A 23,787-nucleotide genomic window follows, 5' to 3' on the forward strand; every position below is an offset into this window, starting at 1 on the left:
TTTTATATAATTGAATGGCGTATTAGCTCACGAATTTCGACGTAAGTTAATCCACCACCAGTTATGTGCTTTCATTGTAAACATTGCTTCAAATATAGAAACGAAATTTTTCTAATCAAACATTTTTAAAATAAAAATCCCGGAATTAAAATTCCGGGAGATTTATTTTTAGAATTTCAGGTTTACGTCCAGCTCGAAATTATCATATATGGTCTTGTCTCCCAAATTGTCGAAGAAGCTTCCTGAACCATATCTAACGTTATATTTTGAACGATCGATAGTTAATTCGGTTGAAGCTGAATCTTCATTCATTTTAAGGTCGAAAGTGATAGGATGAGTCTCATTTTTAATGGTAAGTTCTCCCACGACTCCGTAAACTCCGTTTCCTTTGGAAGCTGCGCTAGTAATCACAAGTTTTGAAGTTGGGTGATTTTTCACCCCAAAGAAGTCATCAGACTTCAGGTGACCTTCAAGTTTATCTTTATTTTCTCCGGAAAGATCGGTTACGGTAATAGAGCTCATATCCATTACAAATTCACCACCAACGATCTTCTCGTCTTCTATCATTAAATATCCGCTTTCCAGTTCAATAGTTCCATGATGAGAACCTGTTACTTTTTCACCTGTCCAAGTTACTTCACTTGATTCGACATCTACTTCTTTTTTTGTGTTCGTGAACGCTAATGTTGTTAGAACAATTACTGAGGCAATTCCACCTTTTAAAAATCTGTTTTTCATAGTTTTCAATTTTTTGTTATTATAATATGGTGTATAATTCTGATTTATTTTTTCTCACTTTTTCAAGATGTTGCACACTATCTTCTTCACTTCGGTAACCTATAGTAGCTATAACGGAAGAAGTAAGATTCTTACTTTTCAAACCTAAGATCTGATCAAATTTTTCATTATCGAAACCTTCCATAGGACAGGTGTCTATTCTGAATTCGGCTGCTGCCGAAAGCAGGTTTCCCAGGGCAATGTAGGTTTGCTTGGCACCCCAGATTCTTTGTTCCTCTTCAGAGAAGGATAGAATGGTATTTTTAAGCATATCCTCCATACCCTTAAGATTTTCTCTTGTTGTATTCCTGGTTTCAGCAATGTTATTAAGATAGTCATCTATATGAGACTCTTCAATTTTTCTGAAATTTGCGAATACAAAAACGAGGGATGAATCTGTTAGCTGTGGCTGATTCCAGGCAGCTTCTTTGAGCTTTTTCTTTGTTTCTGAATCTTTGATCACAAAGATCTCATAGGGTTGCAACCCGTAGGAAGAAGCTGAAAGCCTTACGCTTTCCAGCAACTTCTCCAGGTCTTCTTCACTAAGTTCTCTTTCCTTATCGAAATTCTTGGTGGCATAGCGCCAGTAAAGATTTTCGATATAATTTTCGGTCTTAACTTCTAAGTTCATTCAAATTTGTGTTTAATGATAAAATTTCCTTTTCACTTATTTTATTAGCAAAATCATTTTCTACTTTATCAATAACCGGATCTATCTTCTGAAGTAATTCCAGACCATCCTTAGTTATCCTTATCTCAACTTTACGGCGGTTGGAAGGACAAACAATCCTTTCACAGTAATTCTTGTCTACGAGTTTGTCAACCAGCCTTGTTGTATTACTCATTTTGCTAACCATTCTTTCCTGAATGGTGGATAGGTTTGCGGGTTTTCCTTTCTGTCCCCGCAGAATCCTCAGAACATTGAATTGCTGATTGCTTATTGCGAAAGGTTTTAAGGCTTCGGCGATTTTATCGGTAATATAATTGGCCGTAACAATGATGTTCAAAACCAGTTTCCTGGATTCAGGCATCTTATCTTTCGTCTTAAGCAGTTCTTCAATTTTCATTTGTATCTACAACATTTGTATGTACAAATATAAGGGCTTTTTTAATCTTTCATTTTAATTTTCTGTTAAAATTTGGATTGAAGTTTTTCAGGATTTATCAGATAAAAAAAACGGTTTATATTTACGGCCACCAATAAACTAATGAGATTATTATGAAAGACTTAACCCAGCAGGAGTGGCAGGAGAAACTGAAGAAGGATAAGAATGCTGTAATCCTGGACGTTCGTACAGAAGAAGAAGTAAACGAAGGCTATATTCCAAATGCTCTGAATATAGACATTTACAAAGGACAGGGATTTATCAATGAGGTAGAAAAGCTTGATAAGGCAAAACATTATTATATTTATTGCCGATCCGGCAAAAGGAGTTCTCAGGCCTGTACATTGCTCGATCAAATGGGATTCAGTGAAACCTATAATCTGCAAGGCGGATTTTCAGAATGGGAAGGAGAGAAGGCTGAAAAATAGCAGTTAAAACCTTTATTTTTAATAAATTAACGCCACACAACTTGTGTGGCTTTTTTATTACAAAATCTCACTTTTAAGATAAAAAAATTTGTAAACTGTCTAACAAAGCTTAGTTTTAATCGATCTATTAACCTTTTTTTTAACCTAAAACTTAAAATAAATGAAGTTAAACACACTCAAAACATTAGGTGCTGCTGTCTTTGCTGCGGCATTTTTATTTTCCTGTAACCAGGACTCAACCCCTCTTAATGAAAAAGATGAATCCAATATGGTTGCTCCATCTGATTCCCAGGTGATTCCTGGCCAGTACATAGTTGTTTTTAACCGTACAGATACTGGAAAAGCTTCCGAAAACTATCAAAAATCTCAGGATAGGGTAAAGGCAAGAACCACTAAATTAATGTCTGATGCGGGCATTAAGGGTGAGATAGTAAACGTTTATAGTAAGACCATTAACGGTGCAACCTTGAAATTAAGCTCTTTTGATGCGGACAACCTTAGAAAAAGAGATGAGGTAGCTTATGTGGAAGAGGATCGTCTTGTAGTTTTTGCGCCACCATGTGGAACTCCTAATGGAGGTCCTTGCGATGGAGATGGAGGCGGTGGCTCTGAAGGCCAGGAAACTCCCTATGGAATTACAAGAGTTAATGGAGGTGTTAGTTATTCAGGATCAAATGTGGCCTGGGTAATAGATACCGGGATTGATCTTGACCATGAAGATCTTAATGTAGATGCTTCACGGGGATTCAATGCTTTTACTTCGGGAAGAGATGCCAAATCCTTAGATGACGGTCATGGACATGGGACTCATGTTGCAGGGACTATCGCCGCTATAGACAATAATGTAGGTGTTATTGGTGTAGCAGCAGGAGCTACCGTTATTCCTGTGAAGGTTCTTGATAGCCGTGGAAGTGGATCTTATTCTGGTGTTATCGCCGGTGTTGATTATGTTGGTGCAAATGGTTCTAATGGAGATGTTGCTAATATGTCACTAGGAGGGCCTGTTTCACAAGCATTGGACGATGCCGTAGTTGCAGCCTCCGAAAATGGAATTAAATTCGCTCTTGCTGCAGGAAATGAAAGCGATGATGCTAATAATCATTCACCAGCTCGTGCAAACGGATCTAACATAGTAACTATTTCAGCTATGGACAATACAGATAGTTGGGCTTCTTTCTCTAATTATGGGAACCCGCCTGTTGATTATGCAGCTCCCGGAGTAGCAATTAAGTCTTCCTGGAAAAATGGAGGTTATAATACAATAAGTGGGACTTCTATGGCTTCTCCTCATGCAGCTGGTATCCTTTTACTTGGAAATGCAGGAACTGATGGAACCGTAAGTCAGGATCCAGATGGAGACCCAGATCCGATTATAGTACATTAAAAATTAATTTTGTAAGACCGGAAAAAGCACCAGTTTATGTGGTGCTTTTTTATTTATAGATACTCAAATAAAAATTTTTACGTTAAAAACATATAACGAACTATTTGATTGGTTTTTTAAATTGATATATTTAACCCCGATTGTCCGAGATTTATACTATGATTATGAATAAAGCACTTTATCTACTTTTACTTGGATTCTTCTGTGTTTCCTTTGCTAATGCTCAGGAATTTAGCTTTGGAATTAAGGGAGGAGCGAATTATGTTATGGGAGGTCAAATTACTGGAAATAGTTCCAACGGACTCTATTATGATGGTACCGTTGAAGCGGATTCCAAATTTGGTTTTCACGGTGGCGCTTTTTTTGAAGTAAGATTCGGAAAATTCCTACTAAGGCCTGAGTTTATTTACAGCTCTATGGAAACCGAGTTTCAGTTCCCTAAGGCAACATCCATTTATGCTGTAGATAAGATCAGCGTTCCCCTGTTATTCGGGTATAATGTGTGGGGGCCTATAGATATATATGCAGGTCCTGCATATCAAAATATTTTGGATTCTTCATTGGAAGGAACTGAGCCACCAAATCAGGTAATTGTTGCTCAGAATACCCCTCTTGCAGCTCAGGCAGGAATAAAGGCTAGTTTTGGCCGGTTTGAATTGGATCTTAGATATGATAGATCACTGGCTTCTGAAGAGCCTATGGAAATAGATATAGTAAATAGTGATTACGGGATCAACCGTGCTACTTTTGATGATACGCGCCTAAATCAGTTCCTGATAAGTCTAAGTTTCAAAATATTTGATAGTTCAGCCAATCCGGGAAGGAGAAAAGGAGGCTGTTACTTCTAAAAAAACACATTATTTTTTTTAAAGGAAAAAGGGATGAATCACTTCATCCCTTTTTCATGTTGGTTAGTTAAAGAATAAGTTGAAAAATATTGCCTATGCTTTAAGCTTACTCCATAACCAAAACTTTGAATTTTAAAGATATAGTTAATTTTTTAATATTCCTATAGAGGGTAAACCCTCGAAAATTGATAAGATTTGCTCTTTTCTTAGTATCTTGAAGGTATATTGGAAGATCCTTTCCCGGATAGGTTTTTTACATCTTCAAGAATAAGATAAAGGCACGGAACTATCAGTAAAATAATAGAAGTTGCAAAAACGATCCCGAACCCAAGTGAAATTGCCATTGGTATAAGATAATATGCCTGGCTGGAAGTTTCCAGGATAATAGGAGTTAGACCCCCAAAAGTTGTAAGAGTCGTGAGCAGGATAGGTCTGAATCTGCGTAAACCAGCCTCGTGAATCGCATCATATACTGAGTTTTTCTTCCTTAACTTATTAGCATAATCTATCATAATAAGGGAATCGTTCACAACTACTCCGGATAAAGCAATAACCCCCATTAAACTTACAAGAGACAGATCATAACCCAACAGAATATGACCTATTACCGCTCCAACAATTCCAAAAGGTATAGCTACCATGACAATCAAGGGTTGAGTGTAACTATTAAATGCGATGGCAAGGAGGGCATAAATGAGAAGCATAGCCATTGAAAATCCACTCCATAGTACAGCCGTAGATTCTCTCATATCGGCCTGGCTACCTTCAAAAGTCCATGTAATTCCGGGAAAATCTGCTCTAAGCTGAGGCAAAACTTCACTTTGAATAGATTCCAGAACTCGCGTTACCGCATTGGCCGGCTCCACATCCATTCCTACGTTCACCACCCTTCTGCCATCCCTTCGATTAATAGAGGTAAAAGCCTCTCTTTGCTCGACTTTGACTACATCCATCAAAGGAACTTCCACGCCGTTATCATTTCGAATAATGAAGTTTTCCAGATTTTGAATATCCCGACGCTCTTCCAGTGGTAATTTCACCCTTACTTCAATTTCTTCAGTGCCCCTTAATTGCCTTAAGGCTAACGCTCCGTAAAAAGCATCTCGTACCTGCTGACCTATCTGGGAGGAGGTAAAACCCAGATTGCGTCCTTCAGGAAGGAGCTTGAAATCGAATTGCATCTTTCCTTTATCGTAATTATCGCTTATATCACGGGTGTTTTCAAATTTCTCCATTCGCTCCAAAAAAGCAGTGCTGGCCTTTTCAAGTACATTAATATCTGAATGACTAAGATCTACACTTATATCCTGCTGGTAGCCTCCAGGACCTCGTTCCGCTTCAAAGGTTATCTGATCAACTCCTTCTATTTCTCCAATATTATCCCGCCAAAGTGCTATCAGTTCCCTTGCAGACATATCTCTTTCATCGGGCGGCAACATAACGATCTCAACATCTATAAAATTTTGACCTCTTACATTGGTTTTGATACCTTCAGCAACTTCATACAGGTTATGCCTTTCAAACATTTCCCGAGTGGATTTGGTAATATCTTCGGCCACCTTGGCTGCCTGAAGGGTAGTGGTCCCTACCGGTAATCTTACCCCGGCTTCGATCTCATCTGCTGCTACCTCGGGCATCATGATCATTCCCATATGATCGCTATATCCATAACCTCCCACTATCAAAAGCAAACCAACAGCTGAGCTAATGGTTATATACCGGTACTTCAGGCAAAGGTCAAGGAATGGTCGGTATTGGTTTTGAATAATACTATTGAATTTATTAGCGAAGCTGCCCTGCCACTTTTCCAGTTTCGCTACCCATCCCGTACTTTTCTTTTCTTTTAGGTGTCCTAAATGAGAGGGTAAAATAAATAGAGCTTCAAGAAGTGAAACAGCCAGGATCACAATCACTACCATTGGTAATGGCCACCAGAATTTCCCTGTTTCACCCGGCATAAAGAGGAGCGGCACAAAGGCAATGATCGTGGTTACGATACTAAAGGTTACTGGTTTAGAGACATCCTTTGTGCCTTCAATCGCTGCTTCTATATAACTATATCCCCGTTGCCTGTATTCATAAATATTCTCTCCCACCACTATGGCATCATCTACCACAATACCCAGAACGACGAGAAAACCGAACATCGAGATCATGTTAATGCTAACCCCTATCACGGGAAGTAATATCATGCCCCCAATGAATGATATGGCCATTCCCATCATAACCCAGAAAGCCAGGCGATATTCAAGAAAAAGAGTCAGTATCAGCAGTACAATTATAATTGCTAAAATGCCATTTTCCGTTAACAGGGACAATCGTTCCCTGTAATCTTCGGCACTATTGCTGTCTATGCGGTATTTCACTCCGGGGGGAAGCTGAATATCATTAAGTATTTGCTGTACCGTTTCAGCGATGTCCAGAGGTGACTGGGTCCCGACCCTGAATATATTGAGCTCTACCGATGGCGTTTGATTAAACTGTCCATGAAAACCCGTTTCTTCAAATCCATCAGTGATCCTTGCAATATCAGCCAGGGTTACCTTTGCACCTGAAGGGGAGGAGACAATAGTGATATTCTGAAATTCTTCCGCCCACTGTTTACGTTCCTGCATCCTTAAAAGAATCTCACCCGCTTCTGTTTCAACGGCTCCGGCAGGGACGTCTTCACTTGACTGGGCAATTATATTGGCCACCTGGCCAAGGGTTAAATTGTACTGTCTCAGGTTATGCCGGGATATTTCCACATGTGTGACATAATCAGGAACATTGCCTATTTCTACCTGGGTTATTTCGGGATTGCTTAACAATTGGTTTCTAAGCCTTTCAGCTAGTTTTCGCAAAGTCCAGATATCGGCGCTTCCATAGAGACCAATTTCCATTACTTCCTGTTGTCTGGCCTGAAGACTTACCTGGGGTTGTTCAATATCGTCAGGGAAGGTGCGAATCCGACTCACGGCCTGATCTATTTCCTGAAAAGCCTTCATTCTATTGGTGCCCGCCAATAATTCTATAACTACTTCTCCAGACCCTTCCCGGGCTGTTGAGACTATTTCTTTTATACCCTGAATGCCCCGTATAGCTTCCTCTACCGGAAGAAGAATTCCCTGTTCCACTTCTGCTGGGGCAGCTCCGGGATAGACTACATTTACATTTACATAATCTAGCTGAAATTGCGGAAATACCTCTTTCTGTATTTTAAACATCGTCCATATTCCACCTCCGATTAGGATTATCATTAACAGGTTCGCAGCAATCGAATTCCTGGCCATATAGGCAATGGCGCCTTCTCTTCTGGGCTCTGTTTTTTCAGGCTGCTCCATGTTCTATTCTAAGGTTTCGTTGGTGGTATTTTCCATATTATCTGATGTAGAGTCCTCCGTCCCCGTTCTTAGCTTGATACCTTCGGTTACCGTACTAAGGTTGGTAGTGACGATTTTTTCTCCTTCCTCTATCCCTTTCTTTATATATGCGAAATCTGAATCGGTAAGGATGATTTCAAGCTCTCTAATGGAAAGCTCCCCATCATCCATTACCCATACGGTTTGATTGTTCCTTACATGATCTCTTTTTATTCTGATTACTTCCTTTATTTTTTCAGCCTCTATATTAGCTTCCACGAATGTGCCGATCATCAGCTTTGGTTGGTTCTCGTTAGTTTTCTGAACAAGAGGGTCCGGCACTTTAATTAGAACCCGTGCGAGTCTTGTTTGCTCGTCCAGGGCACCTATCTGTTTATCAAGGTAGCCTATTCTATAGCTCCCATCGGGCCAGGCAGAAGTATTCCTAAGCTTAACCCTTGAACCGGTTTCATCTTCAGAATCAGGGAATTTAAGCCATTTTAGGTTTACAACAGGAACTGTAAGTGTTACCCAGTAATATTCTGTACCCACAAGACGGCCTAAGTTATCACCGGGAGCAACCTGCGATCCTATTGTAACATTTTGATCCAGGATATGGGCATCAAATGGAGCTCTTAGAGTGGACCGTGATAGGTTGATTTTAGCCTGTTCTACCGCGGCCCGGGCAGCTTTGATATCCGCCTTCACCGCGTTTAACTGTGGTTCTCTTAGTACAAGTGATCGCTGTTTTGGAGAAAGGGAATCTCTTCCTACCAGTTCAAGGTCTTTTTCGGCCACTTCCTGTCTGCCCATTTCCATTTCCAGATTGGTTTGAGCCTGTAGAAGTTCACTTTTCCTGAGCTCCAGATTATTTCGATAATCTGATGGGTCAATCTGTAGAAGCACATCACCTTTTTTAACAAATCCACCAGGAACAAAGGAAGGGTCTCTTCTTACAACCTGGCCATTAACTAATGGACTTATGATAACATCTTCTACAGGTTGCACCGTACCGGTTGCCTGAATAATAGGAATAAAATCACCTTTTTCAGCATGTACGACCTCTACCAACATAGCCATTTGTTTGGTAGCTCCTTCCTGCTGGGCTTTGGGTTCGGTTATAAAAATTAGAAGGGTGACCGCTGCCGCCCCCAGCAGGATTATTCCACATATAATCCATATTTTTTTAGTTGTCATGCGCTAGCTTCTTTAATTTGCCTGAAAATTTTCTGGTGGTTCATGTCCAAAATCTCCCGCCAGTGCCCTGTAGAGGGAGATCCTTATTTCGATTAAAGTTTGTTTTGCTTCTATCATATCCCGTTGCAGCTGTTGCTGCTTGTCCAGCTGTAAAAGGACATCGAGATAATCGCTCAGTCCGTTAAGAAATTCTATTCTTAACTGATCACTGGTTTTTTTTACAAGTTCCAGTCTTCTTTCCAATACTTTAATCCTCTCTCTTTGTTTTTGTTCCCTTATAAGAGCATCTTCCACTTCCCTGAAAGAAATAAGAACGGTTTGGCCATAATCAAATAGAGCCTGGTTTTTAAGAGCCTCACTTTGATCTACTTCTGCCTGTAATCTTCCTCCGTAAATAAGTGGGGCAACAATATTCCCAGCCAGGGTATAAGCCCAATCCTGAAAGAGAGAATTGTAATTATTGGATCGCAACTGGCCTTCTAAATTTAAAGATATTCTGGGGTATTTGTTTCGTATTGCCTGCGCCATGTCACGATCAGCTGCCAGTACCAGATTATAAGATTGTTGTACATCTGGCCTGCGTCGAATAAGTTCCAGTGGGAGGCCGGTTTCTGGCAGGCTTGGTAAGACAGGCAAACTGTCTCCCGGGAAAATCGTTTCATTCTGGGGTGGACGTCCCAACATTACCGAAAGCTGATTTTGAAGTAATCCTATACGGGTTTCATAAAATATCTTTTGATCTTTGGTGCTTTCCAGTAACTGTTCCTGTCTCAGTATATCAACTGCCCTTATTTGTCCCCCGGTAAACCGAGCTCTTATAAGTCTTACAATATCTTCGTTTGTTTTTATTTGTTGATTGATCAGTTCAAGTTGCTTTCTCGTCGTGACCAGTTGATACCAGGTGATGGCTGTTTCGGCAGAAAGTGTCATAGCTGCGGCCTGAAAATCAAAATAGGATGCCTTAGCCCGGAATTTTTCTGCCTGAATTCCTGAACTTATTCTTCCCCATAAATCTATTTCATAAGAAGCTGATAGGCCTGCCCTTAGGTTTTCGCCTCCGGCAAAGTCTGGTTCCGGTCTGCTGATGGCTGTTCTAACAGTTGCATCTATCTCCGGCCATAAAAATGATTTTTCTCTTTTAACTGAAGCCAGGGAAGCCTTGAATTGTTGCCAGTTTCCCGCTAGTTGGAGATTGGATTCCAAAGCCTGTTTAACAACACGATTAAGAGTAGGGTCCTGAAAGGTGGTCCACCATTTTACTGGAATAGAATCTGTACCTGATTGGGTAAACTCCTTTGGTTCAGGTATAGGAGCATTTACGTCCTGGAGTCTTGGCGCACACCCGGTTTGAACTATTAAAAAAATAAATAAAAACAGTATCCATATATAATATGGATAGCTCAGAGCACTAAAGCTAGACGTTGCTTTGTAGGTGGTGTTGGTCAGAATAATTATTAATTTAATACAGCGGTTCTATATAACCGAAGATTCTTTTGTTTGAAAATCAGCCTTCTAAAGTTACATTTTTTTAATAAGATGTGATAAAAGAGGATTATAGAAGTGGTTGATGATGAAAATCAGGAAATTCTATTATTGACCATGGTCCTATGAATTCCATGAAGGAAAAATAACCTGTCTCACAGGCCAATTATAGGATGAAAGATATTCAGGACTTTACTTGCTGCACTTTAATTTCTTTCCGGATTGTAAAAACAATTAATTATTTTATGGATTATCCGATTGAAGAAGGGCCTGGAGATTTTGTTGTTTTACTGGTTCCAGTACCTTAATCCCAAAGGGGGTATGGAAATGATGTGATTTCAGAAAGGAAACCTGAATTTCTAACCATTCCTCATCGGTTATATTTGGTTTTAGCATCTTCAATTCTCTATACAGCTTTTTACTGAAAAAATCATAGTTTGAAGTTCCCAAGTAAAAAAGGTCGGCATCAGCCACCACTTTTTCATTCATATTATTAGGTTTTTGTGGGATCTTCGTTGCTCTTATCATTCCGCAGATATTTTCTATTTCCGCTTTGGTAAAATCATATTGAGGAAGTTCCTGCATTGCCAGTTCGCAACTCTTTTCTTCATGATCCTCAGCCTTAATAAGAAAACCTGTATCATGATATAGGCAGGCTATTTCAATAAGTTCAATATTCCCTTCCGGAAGACCTTCTTTTTCTGCTATAAACCTGGCCTGATTTACCACTAGCCTGGTATGTTCTGCATCGTGATAAAAAAGATAGGGTGGAAGCTCGTTCTGTAAACGTTTGTATATCTTCTTGAAGATAGGTTTATGCATTGGTCCTGTTGTTTCTTCTTACAATCCCTCCTTTTACTTCTTTGATGCTGTTCACAAAAATAAATGCTTCCGAATCTATTTCTGCCACCGCTACTTTGATTCGGTGTATTTCCAGTCTTGTGACTACCGTCATGATAATGTCACAGTCTGCCTTTGCTTGATATGAACCGGGAAGAAAGCCTCTTTCACCTTTATATACTGTTACCGCCTTATGGAAATTATTAACGATCTCAGATTTGATCTGTTCCGATTCCTTAGAGATTATATTCAGGGCGGTATACTCTTCAAAACCATCCACCACATAATCGGAAGTTTTCATCGCGGTGAAATATACAAGAATGGAGTACATCCCGGTTTCTATTCCAAACCGGAGAGCAGCAAAGATTATCATTAGTGTATTTAGAGCAAGAATGATCTCACCTGCAGTGAATGCCGATTTTCGTTCGGTGTACTGGGCAATAACCTCAAAACCATCTATAACACCTCCGCCACGAATAACACAACCAATTCCAAGCCCTATAAAGAAACCGCCAAAAATTGCAATAAGAACCTTATCGTTGGTAAAGACCGGGATGTCTATAAAATACATTCCTGCAGATAGCAAAAGCATTGCAATCAGAGCCTGTACACCAAAGGTTCGGCTTATTTTATGATAACCTACGATTAGAAAAGGAATATTGAAAATGAGTAGCCAGAGACTGATATGAAATTTCGCATAACTGCTCATAAGAATGGAAAGTCCGGTGACACCTCCATCAAGAAAATTATTAGGAACCATAAAGCCCTGCAAACCAATAACGGCGAGAAGGACTCCTATGAAAGTAAAAGCTGCCGACCGAAACGAGAATACCGTTTTCCATTCGATTTTACCTGAAGCCATATGGAATGAAATTATAAAATATGTGGGACTGGTTTATAGATAACAATATACTTTAAAATTTTGGTTTTCAGTATTTAAAGGATTTGCAGGTTTATTACTGACAAGGGTTAAGTAAAATAAAGATAGATCCCACAATTAATCTAATGGGATCTACCCTGTTTTTCAACTAATCTAAACAATAGTCTTAAAATGTTCTACTTCAGGTAAATATCTCCGTTAACTGTGGTGAGACTTAAGGAGTTTTTTGCATTTTCTATTTCCATACTCACTTCCTGGCCTACAAATTTCTCTTTTATATCCAGATTAAGTGTTTTACTGGTATAAATTTCTCCTACTACCGTTTTTGCCATTACCGAAGCATTATCATATACCGCTTCAATTTTTCCGGCAACGGTCTTTAATTTAAGATTCCCCTGGTGTTTTTCTACTTCAATATCTCCGCTTACAACTTTAATATCAATATCTCCCTGTAGAAATTTAGAAAAAACATTGGCGGTGATGCTGGAGACTTTTAAGTCAACATTTTTTGGAATGTATAGCACATAATTAAATTCATGATCGGACCCAATATGATAACGGCCGGATGAATCACCTATTTCATCCTGAAAGATTTTAAATATGTCTTTAGAATTGGATTCTATCTGGATGAGAGATTCATCACTTGAAATATGCAGGTCGAACATTTCAATATATTTTTCGTCTTCTGTGCTGATACTGGCCTCAACCTTAATCGATGATTTATCCCAGGTTTTGATCTGAATATCAGAAGCAAAAGGAAATTCTACTTTTACCGACTGATTTTCGTATTTGACCTCTTTAGTTATTTCTTTTTGAGCGGTAAGGCTGAAACTTATCAATAGGATAAGGAAGCTGAATAAATTTTTCATGATGTTCATTTTTTGATTGATGAATGATTTTTTAAGTTCTATGCATTTTGCATAGAGCCTAAGTTATTATAAGGACGACTAAGAAAAATTCCCGTTGCAAAATTTATAGGATAGGTTAAAAATCTTTACGTAAGAATCCTCAGAATAATGAAAGTTGAAGGCTACCCCGGCTTCTCTCTTTTAACTGATTTTGTAAGGTAGAGGACAAAGAAAGAAGATAGGGATTAAATTATCAGCTATCCGGAATTAACTAAACATAATTCAGCTTCCCAGAAATTAATTCGCTGTTATTTTCCCAGGGATTATTTTCTTGACTGTTCAGTGGTATTTTAACCAGATCTTTTTTAGTGTTCAGATAACGGCTCAGGATCCTGTCAGAATAGCTGCTGTTTTTCTGCGGAATAAGAAAATTTCTGAAATCTTCGGGCTGGTTCAGTTCCTGTGAATGATCAATAAAACCGTAGCCTGCATATCTGCCCTGGTTGAGGTAGATAAAGGACTTTTCTTTAGGGGTTCTTCCCTTTTCCACTAATAGACAGGAATCCTCAAATTGTTCTATATAACTAATGGCTCTTGAGACACGTTCATTATATTCCTCTGCATCGATCTCATTTTTACAGGCTCCACTGCAGGAAGTGATTTTATAGTGATCACAATATTTGACTCCAGTTTGAAGACCGCAGTATTTTGGACAGAGTTCAAATTTCTGGCAGAGGAATTCCAGAAATTTAATAGCCTCGTCGCGGGTGTAGAATTTCAGCCAGCTCACGGGCGCAATCTTATTCTTATGCAGTGCAAATTGCTCGATACCTTTTTGATTATGATAGGAGGTAAGGGTGTACGGTCTGCCAGGTTTTTTTTGTGCTTTATTATATTTTGGGAAATACTTCAGTATAAGTTCAGATTCACGCAATAAGGCGAGTAATTCATTTCCCGTAAGTTCATAATCTATATTATAGGTCTCCTGCATCAGTCTGTATTTCCGATTGGAGCGTTCCTGGAAATGGGATTTGATACGACTTTTTATGTTTTTAGCTTTTCCTATATATAAAGGAATTCCATCCTTGTCCTTAAAAAAATAGACCCCGGTCGAGGTAGGTAGTTTTTCAAAATCCGAACTTTTGAAATTAGGAGGTAAGTAGGAAGCGGCGGTTCTTTGATTCAATAATTTTGAGATCACCTCATATTCCGGATCCAGGGATAGACATCGCTGGAATAAGGTGACGGTTGCCTCACAATCTCCGCCTGCCCTGTGCCTATCCAGATGGGGAATGTTTATGGAAGTGCAGATGTTTCCAAGGCTGTAGGAGAACAATCCCGGAATAAGCTTTTTTGTGAGACGCACGGTACAAAGACGTTTTCTTCTGAATTCCTTCCCTATACTTGAAAATTCAGAACGAATGATGTTGTAATCGAAATTTACATTATGAGCTACAAAAATGCAGTCCTTTGTGATCTTTTCTATATCCTCTGCAATTTCCGAGAATTGAGGGGCATCACTAACCATTTGGTCATTAATCCCCGTAAGACTTTCAATATAGAGAGGGATAGACTGACTGGGGTTTACCAGCGATGAATACTCCTCAACCACTTCTCCGTTTTGTACCACAATGATGCAGATCTCGGTGATCTTATTGTTTTTGATACCACTACCGGTGGTTTCAATATCAGTGATCGCAAATTTGACATCTTTCATGCCGGCAAATTAAAAGTTTTTCAGAAGCTATAAAAGGATTTTATCCAAATTAATGGATTTTTTCCATTAAAAGCTGATTGGAAGCTTTGGAAAAGTCGGTTGCGGATGTCTTATCTTACAGGTTAAAATAGAGCTTAAATAGAATATTTAAATTAATATTATATTATTCTAATCCAAAATTGGTTTTTTTTTTGACCTATTCTAAGTTTACTTTAAGTTGTGATATAAAGGGAAAAAGATTAAGTGAATTTAAAATCTAAAGATTTAATCCTGGTTGGTTTGCAGGCCATTCTATTTGTCCTGTACATATTTGATCTGCAAGTTCTGCAACTAAGTTTTCCAACCTTCATAAAGGATACATCGCTCGTTTTAGTTATTCTGGGAGGTTTGATTTTTATCCTCGCCTTATTACAGTTAAAAGATAATCTGTCCCCATTTCCGTCTCCCAAATCAAACTCAGAACTGGTACAGACCGGTCTATACAAATTTGTAAGGCATCCTATTTATTCAGGTATTCTGATTGCGTTTACCGGATTCGCTATATTCACTTTTTCCGGCTTCAGATTAATAATTACTATGCTCTTATACGTATTATTCGAGTTCAAATCAGCCTACGAAGAAAAGCTTCTGATGAAGCGTTTCGGAACCTATAAAGCATATCGAAAGAAAACCGGTAGGTTTTTTCCTAAATTTTGATGGAAAGATTTTTCGAAGGATAAAAACGATGAATGTATGCCAGTGGCGCTAATTATTAGTAAAAAATAGTTTGTATTATTCCTTACGTTAGGGGAGGGACTAATAATTTGAATATAATTAGTAATTTTCTTGTCAGGTTCAAACCAATCAGACTTGATCATTCGCCCTTTATAATGAACTAAAAACTCTACCTGGCCCATGAAAAAGCATGTAAGAATTTTTCTCCATCTTCTTATTTCTATTTGTTTTCTAGGTTGTAGCAATACCCAAAAAATACTGGAGGAAACTTCCTTTAGCGGTAAATCTGCCTTAGCCCGGAATGGGATGGTAGTAAGTGCACATCCCCTGGCAACTCAGGTAGGATACGAAACTATAAAATCCGGAGGGAATGCAATAGACGCTATGGTGGCTGTACATTTTGCCCTGGCGGTGGTTTATCCTTCTGCGGGTAATCTTGGAGGTGGTGGTTTTATGATATACAGGGAGAATGATGGGGAGGTATATTCACTGGATTTTCGGGAAATAGCTTCGGAAAATGCATATGAAGATATGTATCTGGATGATGAAGGGGAAGTAATAGAAGGAGAGAGCTTATACGGGCAGAAAGCTTCCGGAGTCCCGGGATCGGTTGACGGGATGTTAGAGGCACATGCAAGATTCGGTTCACTGCCTTTGTCAGTATTGCTAGAGCCTGCCATTAAGCTGGCAGATAAGGGATTTTCTGTAACCTCCAAACAGGCAGATAACTATAATCGCTACAGGGAAGATTTTATTAAGAATAACCGTAATCCCGAGACCGTAACATTGATCAAGGAAAAAGAATGGAAAAAGGGAGACCTTTTAATCCAGAAGGATCTTGCTAAAACCCTGGAACGCATTAGAGATCAGGGAAGAGCTGGGTTTTATGAAGGGAAGACCGCAGAGCTGCTGGTTGCGGAAATGCAGGCCGGAAACGGGATCATTACTCTTCAGGATTTAAAGAATTACCATTCTGTATGGAGAGCCCCGGTTACAGGAAGTTACCGGGGATATACTGTTCACAGTATGGCGCCTTCAAGTAGTGGCGGGATAGCCCTGATCCAATTATTAAAAATGTCTGAACATTTCCCGATAGGCGAATACGGGTCTAAATCGGCAAAGACTATTCATCTAATGACGGAAATGGAAAGAAGGGTGTACGCAGACAGAGCCAGGCATTTGGGTGATTCAGATTTCTGGGAGGTTCCGGTGGATGAACTTCTGGACGATGATTATATAGCCGGCAGAGTGCAGGAAATTGATGTAGCTGAGGCCACTAATAGTGATGACGTAAGCGCCATGGAACTGGATGATATTGTTGAAAGTGAAGAAACCACTCATTACTCCATTATCGATAAACAGGGCAATGCGGTATCTTTAACAACCACGATTAATTCTGCCTATGGCTCGAAAGTTTTTGTAGAGGGTGCCGGTTTTTTATTGAATAATGAAATGGACGACTTTAGCAGTAAACCGGGAGTTCCGAATATTTATGGACTATTAGGTGGTGCGGCAAATTCCATTCAACCTGGGAAGCGAATGTTAAGCGCTATGACCCCTACAATTGTTGAGAAAGAGGGTGATTTATTTATGGTTTTAGGTACACCTGGAGGCTCTACCATCATAACATCAGTATATCAAACCATATTGAATGTGATAGATCATGGTATGAATATGACCGATGCGGTTAATGAAAAAAGATTTCATCACCAGTGGAAACCCGACCAAATTTACATGGAAGACGATGCCATTCAGGAAGCCGTGATCACAAAACTAAAGATGATGGGACATACGGTTAAAAGGCGGGGTTCTATAGGAAAAGTAGATGCAATCCTGGTAAGGCCGGATGGTTCTTATGAAGGAGCAGCCGATCCCAGGGGAGATGATTGGGCTATTGGAATAAAATGAAATTCATACTAACCTGAAAATCCAAGGATCTTGAAGAAAGTAATTGTCATTGGCGGAGGAATTATTGGACTTTGTTCAGCTTATTATCTTCTAAAGGAAGGGTATTCCGTAACCGTTATCGAGAAAGAGGATCTTACTAAAGGCGCTTCGAATATCAATGCTGGTTTCATCGCACCCAGTCATATCATTTCTTTAGCCTCTCCGGGAATGATCAATAAGGGTTTGAAAATGATGTGGAATAAGTCCAGTCCATTTTATATAAAACCGAGGTGGGATACGGAGTTCCTGGACTGGGCCTGGAAGTTTAAAAAATCATCAACCACTACAAAAGTGTCAAAATCAGTTCCTGTACTCAAAGACCTGCTTTCTAAAAGCCAGGTCCTCTTTGAGGAATTGATCAGGCAAGTGGACTTTCCCATTCATTACGAAAAGAAAGGTCTATTATCGGTTTATAGCACCAATAAGACCGCTAAGGAAGAAATTGAAAAGGCCAGGAAAATTAAGGGGGAAGGTTTGGAAGTAGATTTGCTTAACCGTGAGGAAATACTGGAGTTACAGCCGTCTCTTTCAGATAAGGTCACCGGGGCAGTACACTATATCGATAATTCCCATGCAACTCCTAATACTTTCATGAAATCCTTATATGAGTGGCTAAAGGGTGAGGGAGTCAAATTTAAACTGGAAGAAGAAGTATGTGATTTCGAAAAACAAGGGGAGAAGTTGATTGGTGTTAGAACTGAAAAGGATTTCTATACCGCAGATGAATTTATTCTATGTGCCGGAAGCTGGACTGCAGCTTTAGCGAGAAAGCTTGATCTTAAAATAGTTTTGCAGGGAGGAAAAGGCTACAGTATTGATACGTTTAGCGAGAATAAAATTAGTATACCTACTATTTTGTGTGAGGCGAAGGTAGCTGTGACCCCTATGGAAGGCTTTACCCGATTTGCAGGGACCATGGAATTTTCAGGACAGAATGATATTATCAGGACCGAAAGGGTTAAAGCAATAGTTAAAGCTGCAACCACATATTATAAAGATGTAGAGATTTCCGAAGAGGAGATAAAAGCTGCCCGGTCCGGCCTTAGACCCGTGTCTCCTGACGGTCTGCCCTATATTGGAAGAACCGGAAACTATCGCAATCTTATTATTTCTACGGGTCATGCCATGATAGGATGGAGCCTGGGTCCGGTAACAGGTAAACTGGTCAGTGAGATAATAGCCTCAAAAAAAACCGAGGTAAATATGGAGCCATTCTCACCAGAAAGGCGGTTTTAAATTAATAGAATTTCTTGGCCTATAGTATTGTAAGCTTATGACAGTGAGTAGAATTTCTGTGAATAATGGAAGTTTTTAATTTGTACTCTACTGGATGATCGGGAAGATTTTTTTCTATCCGGTCCACCATCGTTTCCATGGCAAGTCTGATGCAAGCACACCATCAATTTTTTTATATGAAAAGTCTCGTGCGAAAACATCTTGTCGTTTAATCGATTAAGTTGTAAATTATTGAAAATCAGTATATTTGTTATTTGAATTAAGAATTTATTATGGTGATGGAATTCTTGTTGAAACGTGTGGAATTAATATCTAAATGAGTGATTAAATAGAAGTGTATATAATAAAGAATTTAACCTAAAGATAAAAGACTAAACATAGTAAATCCTGCTTGAAAAAAGTTCTAATGGAAAGGGGGCTGTCTTTTCTGTTAGTTATCAAAATTAAGTTATTCTCTCCAAAAATCAATCTGTTCCAGTTTACAATGATTGACCTTTCATCTTTATTAAAAATCGAGATGGAACATGAAAAAATTATTGAACATAATTGGCTTTCCCGGAAGAGATAAGATAATTGTAGCGTGGCTATTTCTATACTTTATAACGTTGGCATGTTATACACAAAAGGAATCTGCTATTTGGTATTTCGGGGAATATGCCGGGCTGGACTTTAATAACGGTAATACTCCCATAGCTTTGACTGATGGCAAACTTAATACAGATGAGGGGTGTGCAACAATCAGTGACAGTAATGGTAATCTGCAATTCTACACAGATGGAACAAAAGTATATAATCGGGAGCATGAGGTGATGCTAAATGGATCAGGCTTACTAGGTCATTATTCCAGTACCCAATCTGCCATTATTGTTCCGGAAATTGGAAATGAAAAAATTTATTATGTATTTACAGTTGATGGTAGAACTGGTAATTCAAAAGGATTTCATTATTCGAAAATTGATTTAAATCTTGATTCTGGGCTAGGTGGGGTATTGCCTAATACCAAAAACATCTTTCTGCTTTCTGATGTACAGGAAAAAATAACGGCCGTAAAACACAGGAATGGAAAAGGAATATGGGTTATTACCTGTTCCGGTAATGAAGGGCTAAAGGAATTTTATTCTTTTTTACTGGATGAAAATGGACTTAATACAACTCCCGTTATTTCTTTGGTTAGCGACCTTTCAGGTGGTGTAGGGTATCTTAAAGCATCTCCGGAAGGGAATAAACTGGCTACTGCTGATCCTTTTATTAATGGTTTTACACTGTTTGATTTTGATAACGAGAGCGGTGAAGTTAGCAATCAAATGCATATTGACTCACCATTACTTCCATATGGTGGCTTTTGGGGATCATATGGTATTGAATTTTCTCCAAATTCAAAATTGGTATATGTCTCCCATGGTTTGTATGGTATCGTCCAGTTCGATATAAGTCTAAATGATATAATCAAAATCACTAATTCAGGCTTGGTTATAGACAGTGAATTTGGTGAGGAGGGAATTGTTAGTGGAGCACTTCAGTTGGGAATTAATAAAAAAATATATTGTGCCAGAACAAATTCATCGTATTTAGGGGTAATCAATAATCCCAATGTGTATGGTCAAGGAAGTAATTATATCAGAAATGGAGTTGATTTAGGAACCGGCATCAGTACCTTGGGCCTTCCTCAATTTATCCAGAGCTATTTTATTGATGCTACCATCGAAGCTGACGATGTGTGTTTTGGAGAACCTACCAGTTTTCAACAATCGATAACCGGCAGTTTTGATTCACTAAGATGGGACTTCGGGGATGGAAACACTTCTTCCGATGAGAGCCCAAATCACAATTATGCCGCACCTGGAGAATATGAGGTAAGCCTCACCGTTGAAAGCAGCGGGGAGATCCTGGTAGAAACTACAACCGCAACGGTTCACCCGGCACCTCAAACCGTAAGTTCAGTCAACATGAAGCAGTGTGATGATGACCTTGATGGTTATTCCTTTTTCAACCTTAATGAATTGGCAGATGAGATACTACAGGACCAGTCCGGACTTTCACTTAGCTTTTACCGTAGTCTCTCTGAGGCCGAATCTGGAGCAAATCCATTCCCAGACCCTGAGCTCTATATTAATACTGATCCCAGTTCTGAATTGGTCTTCGCCCGAACGGAAAATGTAAATGGATGCTATAGTATTACCAAGGTCTTACTTTACGTATCTACCACCCAGATTCCGGCGGAATTCTATATAGAGTTATTTGCCTGTGAAGACCTGGATGACGGTACTGGAGTATTTGATCTTTCATTGCTAAATAAAGAGATTACACGACTTTTCCCTAGCAACCAGCAACTAGACATCAGCTATTATAAAACCGTTGAGGATGCCTTATTCAAAACCAACCCAACCCTTCCCGTAAATGCCTATGTTAATATGGGCAGTCCCTATGGTCAGGAATTATGGGTTCGGGTAGACAGCCGGGTTAACAAAGAATGCCTTGGGCTGGGGAAACATGTGGGCCTGAAGATTGTAAGCCCAGAACTACCACCAATTGATGTCGGTACTTTATGCGACGGTTCATCGGTGTGGCTTGATGTTGGTTCGGATTTCGATAGTTATTTATGGTCAACAGGCGATACAACTCGAACCATTGAGGTTTCCCAGCCTGGCAGTTATGGCATTATTGCTACAAATGACTATTGGAATGTGAGCTGTGATGTCACGGCCGAGGTGGAAGTAATTGATTCAGGTGTAGCTGAAATCAGGGAGATAGTCACAGAAGGATGGGATAGTAATGACAACCTGGTGATTATAAATGTAACCGGAAAAGGAGACTATGAATATTCTTTGGACGGAGTAAACTTTCAGTCCGAGGCTGAGTTCAGGAACATTGATCCCACCCTGGACAGAGTTTTTATAAGGGATAAAAATGGCTGTGGTACGGTGGTGGGAGAATTTTATATACTTTACTATCCAAAGTTTTTCACGCCTAATGGTGATGGCATGAATGATTACTGGCAAATTGGGAATGCTAATAAGGAGGCAGGAAACAGGCTCTATATCTTTGATCGATATGGAAAGTTACTCACAGAATTGATGTCCACAGACCGAGGTTGGGATGGGACTTACAGGGGAAGACCTATGCCGTCTTCAGATTACTGGTTTGTGCTTCACCGCAATAATGGTAAAAGCCATAAGGGGCATTTTTCCTTATTGAGATAGAAGGAAATAAAAATACTTTTATGTATCGCGGTTAGTCAGACTAGGCGCAATTCTAATTTTTATTATATTTTTAGCGGTTTTAGCAATCATTTTAGTAGATGATCATATCTCCAAACTTACCTTTATCACTATGTTGAAGGGTGAAAAGCCAAGAAAGAAGCTGTAGAAAATACATTTAATATATTTTTTTTAAATTCATAAAGAATCTATTTTGCCTAACCTAATTCAAACCCTCATATGTATAAAAGCTATTTTTCGTGGATCCTGGTGATTCTGCCTTTAATCTCTTTAGGTCAAAGTGAAATCTGGAATAAGCCAGTAAACGTAATTAATGAAGGAAAAATCAATATAGAAAGGGTTGTCTATTACCAAAGTGATGGCTTTGCCCTGGATAAGGATTCATTGGCAATTTCTAATAATCTGAAATTTGAGGACATCATAATAACCTTGTACCATGATGAAATATCTATGGAACCTGATGTTGATTATTATGTAGTGGGAATGGATATTCCTATTATGGAACTCATTGAATTAGAAGATAGAGAACGGGGAATTACATTGATTTTTTCCCGAAAATGCAAACCAAACCCAAATGATGAAAAGCAAAGACTTGAATTGAATTTGGCTAACCAAGAGGCGAAGGAAGATCTCTATTTAGCTTTTGAAAAAATTCTAAAAATTCGAGATTCCCAACACCAAAATTTACATGAGCTAAATCAATGTAATATTGGGGCTGATTATTAATTTTTTCAATTTAAAATGGACATCTTTCTAAAGATTGCTATGAAATTCAATAAGAAAGAGAAGCGATTCTGGAAAACTAAATTCTCTTTTGGGTTAAATAATATACCTGAAGAGATTGAGCATTTAACTTTTAGAGATGAATATTTGACCAATGAGGAGCTTTGCTTTATTACCTCAAGAATTAAACGGATAGAAAGACTGGATCTGGATAGCACATCATTAGACGATGATGGAATTCCCTGCCTGTTGGAAATGGACTATATAGGAGAACTCAGGCTGGTGAATCTCGAAATTACAGATAAATCTATTGCCTCTTTATTAAAACTACCATCCTTAAAACTATTACATCTCGGATCTACAAAGGTAAGTTGCGATGGAGTTTTAAAATTAGCAGGACTTCCGAATTTAAAGGAACTATTTGCAAGTCCTGAAAAGATTGAAAAAGAAAAACTGGATGAATTTTTAAAGCGCTCGCCAGATTGTGAACTTACAATAAATAGTAAACCCTACTCAAAAATTGATTATGGGTTTTGATTGTTGTAGGTGCCAATAATTAGTACTCTGTCACCATTTTCTGTGTTCAAATTATAGGACTGACATAAACTATTTTTTGAAGCGGGTATCTCAGACAATTTTCTTTTAAATTCCTGATTATACCTCGCAATAGAGGGGCTATTGATTATTTTGTAAGGATTATACTCACAAATATTATATCCTGAATGTGAGGTGATTTTAGAGTAGAATTCCGGAACTAACAACTCCTTCTGATCTATTGATCTTGGGAAAATATTCTGATAAAATTTTGAAATTATCTTATGAACAAAAGGATTAGTAGTAATACTGTAAATATAAATAGATTGATCTTTAATTTTATTTAAAATCGATATATGCTCTGAAGCCATTTTTGTAACTACTCTACCATGATCTGGATGTACTATCATCATTCCTAGATATACCAATAATATTTTTTTTTCTGGGACTTTATGTTTTATAGTTAGAATCCCAACTATTTTCTCTTCCTTAAATGCAGTAATATAGATTCTTCGCACTGAGATTAAATATTAAATTTAAAAAGTAGATATAGTTATGAATTCTTAT

General features: G+C 38.7%; 20 protein-coding genes. 9 read left to right on the forward strand and 11 right to left on the reverse strand.

What is annotated here, in order from left to right:
• Positions 1-168: 168 nt before the first annotated feature.
• From EZJ28_RS11525 to EZJ28_RS11535, 3 genes are read right to left on the reverse strand one after another with little or no spacing between them, the layout of a single operon-like run.
• Positions 169-738 carry a YceI family protein gene (locus EZJ28_RS11525; RefSeq protein WP_131397987.1) on the reverse strand — a complete coding sequence of 190 codons (570 nt, stop codon included), beginning with the start codon at positions 736-738 and terminating at the stop codon, positions 169-171.
• Positions 739-757: 19 nt separating this feature from the next.
• A complete protein-coding gene (locus EZJ28_RS11530; RefSeq protein ID WP_131397989.1) occupies positions 758-1,408 on the reverse strand; it encodes an NAD(P)H-dependent oxidoreductase in 651 nt (216 codons plus the stop codon).
• Positions 1,392-1,844 (reverse strand): MarR family winged helix-turn-helix transcriptional regulator, encoded by a 453-nt coding sequence (locus tag EZJ28_RS11535; protein WP_131397991.1) that lies wholly within the window; start codon positions 1,842-1,844, stop codon positions 1,392-1,394. The genes EZJ28_RS11530 and EZJ28_RS11535 overlap by 17 nt, the downstream gene beginning before the upstream one ends.
• Positions 1,845-1,996: 152 nt before the next feature.
• Between EZJ28_RS11535 and EZJ28_RS11540 the strand changes: the two genes are divergently transcribed.
• The 3 genes from EZJ28_RS11540 to EZJ28_RS11550 all read left to right on the forward strand — a co-directional run bounded on the left by EZJ28_RS11540 (position 1,997) and on the right by EZJ28_RS11550 (position 4,543).
• Positions 1,997-2,311 carry a rhodanese-like domain-containing protein gene (locus EZJ28_RS11540; protein WP_131397993.1) on the forward strand — a complete coding sequence of 105 codons (315 nt, stop codon included), beginning with the start codon at positions 1,997-1,999 and terminating at the stop codon, positions 2,309-2,311.
• A 160-nt stretch (positions 2,312-2,471) separates the two neighbouring features.
• Positions 2,472-3,695, forward strand: a complete 1,224-nt coding sequence (locus EZJ28_RS11545) for a S8 family peptidase (RefSeq protein ID WP_131397995.1) — start codon at positions 2,472-2,474, stop codon at positions 3,693-3,695.
• A 164-nt stretch (positions 3,696-3,859) separates the two neighbouring features.
• The gene (locus tag EZJ28_RS11550; RefSeq protein WP_131397996.1) at positions 3,860-4,543 is read left to right on the forward strand and encodes an outer membrane beta-barrel protein; all 684 of its coding nucleotides are present in this window, start codon (positions 3,860-3,862) and stop codon (positions 4,541-4,543) included.
• Positions 4,544-4,749: 206 nt separating this feature from the next.
• Here EZJ28_RS11550 and EZJ28_RS11555 read toward each other — a convergent pair whose 3' ends face one another.
• The 7 genes from EZJ28_RS11555 to EZJ28_RS11585 form a co-directional block, all read right to left on the reverse strand.
• Positions 4,750-7,866, reverse strand: a complete 3,117-nt coding sequence (locus EZJ28_RS11555) for an efflux RND transporter permease subunit (RefSeq protein WP_131397998.1) — start codon at positions 7,864-7,866, stop codon at positions 4,750-4,752.
• Between the two features lie 3 nt (positions 7,867-7,869).
• Positions 7,870-9,081 carry an efflux RND transporter periplasmic adaptor subunit gene (locus tag EZJ28_RS11560; RefSeq protein ID WP_131398000.1) on the reverse strand — a complete coding sequence of 404 codons (1,212 nt, stop codon included), beginning with the start codon at positions 9,079-9,081 and terminating at the stop codon, positions 7,870-7,872.
• Positions 9,082-9,093: 12 nt separating this feature from the next.
• A complete protein-coding gene (locus EZJ28_RS11565; protein WP_347562597.1) occupies positions 9,094-10,527 on the reverse strand; it encodes a TolC family protein in 1,434 nt (477 codons plus the stop codon).
• A gap of 279 nt (positions 10,528-10,806) precedes the next feature.
• Positions 10,807-11,385 carry an HD domain-containing protein gene (locus EZJ28_RS11570; RefSeq protein WP_131398003.1) on the reverse strand — a complete coding sequence of 193 codons (579 nt, stop codon included), beginning with the start codon at positions 11,383-11,385 and terminating at the stop codon, positions 10,807-10,809.
• Positions 11,378-12,265, reverse strand: coding sequence for a YitT family protein (locus tag EZJ28_RS11575; protein WP_131398005.1), 888 nt, complete (start codon positions 12,263-12,265; stop codon positions 11,378-11,380). The genes EZJ28_RS11570 and EZJ28_RS11575 overlap by 8 nt, the downstream gene beginning before the upstream one ends.
• Before the next feature lie 194 nt (positions 12,266-12,459).
• Entirely contained in the window at positions 12,460-13,152 is a 693-nt protein-coding gene (locus EZJ28_RS11580; protein ID WP_165499072.1) for a DUF4097 family beta strand repeat-containing protein, read from the reverse strand.
• A gap of 250 nt (positions 13,153-13,402) precedes the next feature.
• Entirely contained in the window at positions 13,403-14,848 is a 1,446-nt protein-coding gene (locus EZJ28_RS11585) for an exonuclease domain-containing protein (protein WP_131398009.1), read from the reverse strand.
• Positions 14,849-15,091: 243 nt separating this feature from the next.
• Here EZJ28_RS11585 and EZJ28_RS11590 point away from each other — a divergent pair, with 243 nt between their 5' ends.
• From EZJ28_RS11590 to EZJ28_RS11615, 6 genes are all read left to right on the forward strand, one after another.
• Entirely contained in the window at positions 15,092-15,544 is a 453-nt protein-coding gene (locus EZJ28_RS11590; RefSeq protein WP_131398010.1) for an isoprenylcysteine carboxylmethyltransferase family protein, read from the forward strand.
• 198 nt (positions 15,545-15,742) lie between these two features.
• Positions 15,743-17,470, forward strand: a complete 1,728-nt coding sequence (gene ggt, locus EZJ28_RS11595) for a gamma-glutamyltransferase (protein ID WP_131398011.1) — start codon at positions 15,743-15,745, stop codon at positions 17,468-17,470.
• A 30-nt stretch (positions 17,471-17,500) separates the two neighbouring features.
• The gene (locus EZJ28_RS11600) at positions 17,501-18,745 is read left to right on the forward strand and encodes an FAD-dependent oxidoreductase (RefSeq protein WP_347562596.1); all 1,245 of its coding nucleotides are present in this window, start codon (positions 17,501-17,503) and stop codon (positions 18,743-18,745) included.
• A 524-nt stretch (positions 18,746-19,269) separates the two neighbouring features.
• Positions 19,270-21,945 carry a T9SS type B sorting domain-containing protein gene (locus EZJ28_RS11605; RefSeq protein ID WP_131398013.1) on the forward strand — a complete coding sequence of 892 codons (2,676 nt, stop codon included), beginning with the start codon at positions 19,270-19,272 and terminating at the stop codon, positions 21,943-21,945.
• Between the two features lie 237 nt (positions 21,946-22,182).
• On the forward strand, positions 22,183-22,689 hold the full coding sequence (locus tag EZJ28_RS11610; protein ID WP_131398014.1) for a hypothetical protein: 507 nt from the start codon (positions 22,183-22,185) through the stop codon (positions 22,687-22,689).
• Between the two features lie 39 nt (positions 22,690-22,728).
• Complete coding sequence (locus EZJ28_RS11615; RefSeq protein ID WP_131398016.1) at positions 22,729-23,223, forward strand: hypothetical protein; 495 nt, start codon at positions 22,729-22,731, stop codon at positions 23,221-23,223.
• On the opposite strand, the gene EZJ28_RS11620 is transcribed toward EZJ28_RS11615, so the two are convergent.
• On the reverse strand, positions 23,211-23,738 hold the full coding sequence (locus EZJ28_RS11620; RefSeq protein WP_131398018.1) for a hypothetical protein: 528 nt from the start codon (positions 23,736-23,738) through the stop codon (positions 23,211-23,213). The genes EZJ28_RS11615 and EZJ28_RS11620 overlap by 13 nt on opposite strands.
• Between the last annotated feature and the right edge of the window lie 49 nt (positions 23,739-23,787).

This window comes from Gramella sp. KN1008 (genome assembly GCF_004332155.1).
Taxonomy (GTDB): Bacteria; Bacteroidota; Bacteroidia; order Flavobacteriales; family Flavobacteriaceae; genus Christiangramia.